Annotated in this window: 1 protein-coding gene; it reads right to left on the bottom strand. The window is 37.0% G+C overall.

Features of this window, described 5'->3' with window-relative positions:
- Positions 1 to 156: 156 nt before the first annotated feature.
- On the bottom strand, positions 157 to 1,412 hold a 1,256-nt coding region (locus tag QVP67_RS02105; RefSeq protein WP_288179809.1), incomplete at its 5' end, for a hypothetical protein.

Raw genomic sequence — 1,412 nt, 5'->3', positions numbered from 1 at the left:
GAATTTTTTCCTAACTGGGAAAAAATAAGGACTTTATTAAAGATTTTAGCAAAGTTGATAGTTAACAATGATTTTGGGATAGTGTGTATACAAAAATACCCAAGACTGTAAAAACAATCTTGGGTATGAGTATTAATTATATCCTATTACGGCTTATTACCAATATTGAGGATAACTGTTGTTGACATAAGTACCTTTTCCTACACGTTGGTTACACCAAACTTTGGCTGCAACATCAGAACCGGTTACTGCGTTAACAATTGTGATTTCACCCCAATTTGTCAACACACCATTTATACCTTTTTCACCAAGCGCGGTAACGTTGTTCTTTTCAAAGGTAACTTTCTGGCTACTTTTAACAGTCATATTTGCAGCTTTTACATTACTACCTTCTTGAAAGCTTACAGTTCCAGCTACATCCTCTACTACAATATCACCATTAACATTCAAGGTCTTACCTGCTACTAACCAAACATCTCCGTTTGAATAACCATCAACTTTGTTGACTTTCGTAAGGATTATGTTGCCGGTAATTTCTTTAACACCAACATTAAATTGAGTGTTTGCTGCACCGTCTGCAGTGTAGTTTCCATCAATAATCAAGGCATTGTGATTTAAATTGATTTTACCACTCTTAACGGTCAAATCACCAATCTTCGTCTCAATCGCTTTGTTCTCAGCATCGATTGCGTTATTTATGGTTAATACGTTAGTATTTTCTGCATCAATAGCAGATTCAAACTTCATTAATTTGCTTTCGTTGTAAGGAACATAAATACCATTGTCTTTATTGGGTTGCAAGGTATATGTTGTAGTAAATGTTCCATCACCAATATTGGCGTCTTTTCCATAAACAAAGCGTAAAATTGTAGTCGGACGGATACCATCCAAGTCAATGGCATTGTTATAACGAACCAAAGAGTTAACTTCGCAAATGAATTCTGCATTGTCTTTGTTGATAATTCTATGTCCACTTAATGTAGAACCTACATAGTCAGTGAATGTAGCATCAGCTTCATTGGTAAATGTACCTGCTTCGCTGTCGTTATCAATGTTACCTTTGTTATAGATGTCACCATGGTTAGTGAATGTTGCTCCTTTAGACATCAACAGTACACCATCTTCTCCTACATTGCCAATACCGTTAACTGTAATAGAAGCTCTGTAGTCGGCGTCAGCAGAACCATTTGTCAACTGTCCTCCTTCCAAGCTGAACTTGGTCTGTAAGGCGATATCCATTTTACCTTCGTTGAGGAATTCACCTTTGGCTACAACTGTACCATTAGAATTATTTTTGATCAGTTGTATTTCAGGTACGCGGTCGGGATGGAGTTCTTCTTCTTCGTCTGCCGGTTCGAACTTGCTGTATACATCACCGTATAACTTAACGTTTTGGCTATACAAGTTCAGTG

It is taken from the genome of Bacteroides sp. CAG:633 (genome assembly GCF_000435115.1).
GTDB classification, from domain to species: Bacteria; Bacteroidota; Bacteroidia; order Bacteroidales; family Bacteroidaceae; genus Bacteroides; species Bacteroides ndongoniae.
This window is presented reverse-complemented; position numbering and strand designations above follow the sequence as displayed.